The following is a 4,347-nucleotide window of genomic DNA, read 5'->3' as shown; positions in this document are numbered from 1 at the left end:
TGTTTTTTTATTTTATTGGCCACTTGTTTATATAAAGGAGTATTTGTATCCATATCCTCACCAACTTCTCATTATAGTTGTATTAAATCCTAATACCAATATAAAGCAATTACTTGAATTTTTCACCTATTCCATTCATGGCAACAATTTCTAATACATAATTAATACAAGTATAGCTTGATTTAGTCTTAAATATGTATTATATTAGTATTAGATTAGTTAAACCGACAGAGGAAGGGGTATCCTGATGCATAAACAGAGACTAGTCATAGCCGGAAGTGGAAGCACTTACACAATGGGTATGATGATGAGTTTGATTGAAGAAAAAGAAAACTTCCCTTTAAAAGAAGTGGTCTTTTATGACATTGATGAACAACGTCAAGAACGGAATGCGAAAGCAACAGAAATCCTATTTAAGGAGCGCTACCCTGAATTAGAGTCTTTCTCTTATACGACCAATAAAGAAATCGCTTTCAAGGATGCAGATTTTGTTTTTGTCCAGATTCGGACAGGCGGTCTCCCGATGCGAGAAAAAGATGAACAAATCTCTCTAAAACATGGCGTGGTCGGACAAGAAACATGCGGTCCAGGAGGCATGGCCTACGGTCTCAGGTCCATTAAGGATATGATTGAGCTCGTTAACGATATTCGAACATACGCACCACATGCATGGATTTTAAATTACACGAATCCAGCAGCAATTGTTGCGGTTGCCCTTAAACAGGAATTTCCTGACGATCATCGCCTTCTTAATATTTGTGATATGCCCATCGCCATCATGATCAGCTATGCGAAAATGCTAAACATTGACGTCTGGGAAATCGTCCCTGAATACTTTGGGCTGAATCATTTTGGCTGGTTTACCAAAATCTATGATAAATCAGGTAACGACCATACTGAACGATTAAAATCACGGATTATTGATGAGGGGTTCACCCCAGAGGACACAGAAATTGCGAATGATGTCTCCTGGCAGAAAACGTTTGAACAGGCCCGCCAAATGCTTATGGACTTCCCTGAATACCTTCCTAATACGTATTTACAGTATTACTTGTATCCCGATCAAATGGTTGAAAAAGAGGACCCTGAGCGCACGAGAGCACGGCAAGTCATCGAAGGCCGCCAAAATCGTGTTCACTCCTTGTGTGATGGAATCATTGAGAAAGGGACAGCTAAGGATGCGGATTTACACGTAGATATTCACGGAGTATTTATGGTCAAAGCCGCAGCCTCCCTTGCCTACAACTTGAATGAACGATTCATCGTAATTACGGAAAATAACGGCATTATCTCCAACCTTCCTGAGGATGCAATGGTAGAAGTCCCTGCTCTTCTTACTGCAAACGGACCAAAACCTTTTGCAATTGGAGAGATCCCTACCTTCTACAAAGGGCTTATTGAAGGCCAGTACGCTTATGAAAAACTCGTTACAGAAGCGTATTTTGAAAACAGTTATCAAAAACTGGTCCAGGCGTTGACGTTGAATCGAACTGTAATCAGTCCAGATAAAGCGAAAGCAATTCTTGAAGATATGATGGAAGCTAATGCTTCATACTGGCCAGAACTAAACTAACAATTCCCCTGCTGCCCCACCAGGCAGCAGGGAATCAAACAAGGTGGGAAAACAAATGAAGAAATTAATCATAAACGCTGATGACTTCGGTTATTCCAGAGGAGTAAATTATGGAATCATAGACAGTCATCAACAAGGTGTATTGACATCTACGACATTTATGACAAACATGCCAGGTGCAGAGCATGCGGTAGAGTTAGCCAACCAAAACCCTGATCTTGGGGTTGGCGTTCACCTTGTCCTTACATGTGATAGGCCGTTACTGGATACACACAAAACGATCGTAGATGCGAATGGAGATTTCCGTAAACTAGGCTTCTATAAAGGGGCTTTCACGATTGATTATGAGGAAGTTTATGATGAATGGAAAGCACAAATCGAGAAATTCTTATCGTTCGGTTTAGAGCCGACACACTTAGACAGTCATCACCACATCAATTCCTTCGGCGACATTCCTGAAGTTTTTCTTAAGCTGGCAAAAGAATACAACTTACCTGTCCGCAATAATATGGACATCACTGAGGACATAAAGACAACCGATTCGTTTTCATATTTAATTGAAACCGCTTTAAAAGATGATCAATCTTTAAACGAGCTGTTTGAATCCAATCAAACCGTTGAAGTCATGAGTCACCCAGCCTATCTAGATAAAAAGCTGATGGACACATCCTCGTTCACCTACCCTCGTATCGATGAAGTGGAATTTTTGACTCATCCAAGGATCATCGAACTGATCGATGCACGTTCAGATATTCAATTGTCTACGTTTAAGGATATTTAATTCAAACTAAAGGGGAGAAACCAATCATGAAGAACTTTTTGCAAAAGCTAGGTAAGTCACTGCTTATTCCGATTGTTGCTTTACCGATTGCGGGTTTGTTGTTCCGTCTGACCGCAGAAGACTTGTTGGATATCCCTCTCTTCCAGGCTGCAGGGGTTATTCTGATCCAGATGGATGCGTTGATTGCCATCGGTATTGCGATGGGACTTGCCAAAACGAAAGACAAAGGGATACCCGCACTCACCGGTTTCCTGGCCATCATTGTCCTCAAAGAAGGGCTAAAGATTATGGACCCAGAGCTGAACATGAGCGTGTTTGGCGGGGTAATGGCCGGATTAATCGCTGCCTTTATCTATAACAAGTTTAAAAATACGAAACTTCCTAGTATGTTTGCTTTCTTCAGTGGGGAAAAATTCCCGATTACGATGATCATTTTCACCATGATTCCCGTAGCAGGAGTGATGTCAATCGTATGGCCCTATGCACAAATGGGGATTGATGCCTTCAGTAAGACGTTAATGGGACTTGGGGCCCTAGGTGTATTCATCTTTGGATTTATGAACCGTTTTCTATTGCCGTTCGGGTTGCACCATGTCATTAATACGTATGCTTACTTCGGTCTAGGAGAATATGAAACGGCTTCAGGGGAAGTCGTCAATGGGGAAATCACACGTTTTTTAAACGGTGATCCTACTGCCGGATTCTTTATTGGTGGATTCTTCATCACGATGATGTTCGGTATTCCAGCCATTGCATTAGCTATTACAAAAGCCGCAAAGTACCGTAAGCAAGAAACGAAAACCTTGATGTCTTCTGGTGCCGCGACTTCGTTTGTAACTGGAATTACGGAACCGATTGAATTCACGTTCCTTTTCACCTCTCCATTGTTATATTTCATTCACTCTGTCTACACAGGATTAGCTGGCGCCGTGCTTTACATGCTGCATATCCGACACGGGTTCTCATGGGGAGCCGGGGCGATTGATTATATTGTTAACCTGAACCTCTCTGATAACGGGCTGTTGATCATTCCTGTAGGGTTAGCCTTCTTTGCTCTCTACTATTTCACTTTCTATACCATTATTGTGAAGAAAGATATCCCAGTAATCGGACGGGAAGAGGAAATGGATTTTGAAGAAGAATCGAGTGAAGCAGAAAAAGATTTAGAACTTACTCACTCCAACCATGAATACATGGCGAAAAAGATCCTTCAAAACATTGGTGGAAAAGAAAACGTCATCTCAAACGACAACTGCATGACTCGTCTCCGCCTTGAGCTTAAAGACACGAACCTAGTCAACAAAGACAAGATTAAACAAACAGGCGCCCACGGCGTTGTCATAGTTGATGATCAAAACGTTCAAATTATTATAGGGTCAGAGGCGACCACAGTGAAAAACGAATTGGATAAGTTCTTAAATGAATCATGACTTTAAAACCACCCCACTTGAATAAAGGTGGGGTGGTTCTTTAATAAGGAGGGAATATAATGGAGGTCATTAAGGTAAAAGACTACGGTGAATTAAGCCAATTTGCTGCTACGAGAATAGAGTCGCAGGTCAAAAGAAAACCAGCGTCCGTATTGGGACTTGCTACTGGCGGAACTCCTTTGGGGACATATAAGGAATTAGTTAAAGGGTATGAGAATGGAAATACCGATTATCATCAAGTCACTACCTTTAACCTTGATGAATATGTCGGGCTAGACCCTGAACACCCTCAGAGTTACCACACTTACATGCATACCCATTTGTTTAACCACATTAATATTAATCCTGACCAGATCCATCTACCTAAAGGAAATACTCGTCAACTAGCCGTTGAGTGCAAAGAGTATGAGCATTTGATTGAAGAAGTCGGACCACCAGATTTACAGTTGTTAGGTATTGGAGAAAATGGGCACATCGGCTTCAATGAACCCGGTACTCCCTTTTCCAGTACCACACATATTGTAGATCTTACTACGTCAACAAAGAAAGCCAACGCAAGATTT

4 protein-coding genes are annotated in these 4,347 nt (G+C 41.5%); all 4 read left to right on the top strand.

Features of this window, described 5'->3' with window-relative positions; all coding sequences use genetic code 11:
• Window positions 1–247: 247 nt before the first annotated feature.
• Window positions 248–1,573, top strand: coding sequence for a 6-phospho-alpha-glucosidase (locus tag LD39_RS15035; protein ID WP_035548919.1), 1,326 nt, complete (start codon window positions 248–250; stop codon window positions 1,571–1,573).
• Window positions 1,574–1,628: 55 nt separating this feature from the next.
• Window positions 1,629–2,354, top strand: coding sequence for a chitin disaccharide deacetylase (gene chbG, locus LD39_RS15030; RefSeq protein ID WP_035548916.1), 726 nt, complete (start codon window positions 1,629–1,631; stop codon window positions 2,352–2,354).
• Window positions 2,355–2,380: 26 nt separating this feature from the next.
• Window positions 2,381–3,784, top strand: a complete 1,404-nt coding sequence (locus LD39_RS15025) for a PTS transporter subunit EIIC (RefSeq protein ID WP_035548913.1) — start codon at window positions 2,381–2,383, stop codon at window positions 3,782–3,784.
• A 59-nt stretch (window positions 3,785–3,843) separates the two neighbouring features.
• Window positions 3,844–4,347, top strand: a 504-nt coding sequence (locus tag LD39_RS15020; protein WP_035548909.1) for a glucosamine-6-phosphate deaminase, incomplete at its 3' end; no start/stop codon positions are given.

The organism is Halobacillus sp. BBL2006, assembly GCF_000786645.1.
Taxonomy (GTDB): domain Bacteria; phylum Bacillota; class Bacilli; order Bacillales; family Halobacillaceae; genus Halobacillus.
The sequence above is the reverse complement of the archived record's forward strand: the minus strand, read 5'-3'. Positions and strand labels throughout refer to the sequence as shown.

Coding starts and splice junctions, on each gene's coding strand:
- LD39_RS15035 (WP_035548919.1), top strand. CDS start 248: ATGCATAAACAGAGACTAGTCATAGCCGGAAGTGGAAGCACTTACACA.
- chbG (WP_035548916.1), top strand. CDS start 1,629: ATGAAGAAATTAATCATAAACGCTGATGACTTCGGTTATTCCAGAGGA.
- LD39_RS15025 (WP_035548913.1), top strand. CDS start 2,381: ATGAAGAACTTTTTGCAAAAGCTAGGTAAGTCACTGCTTATTCCGATT.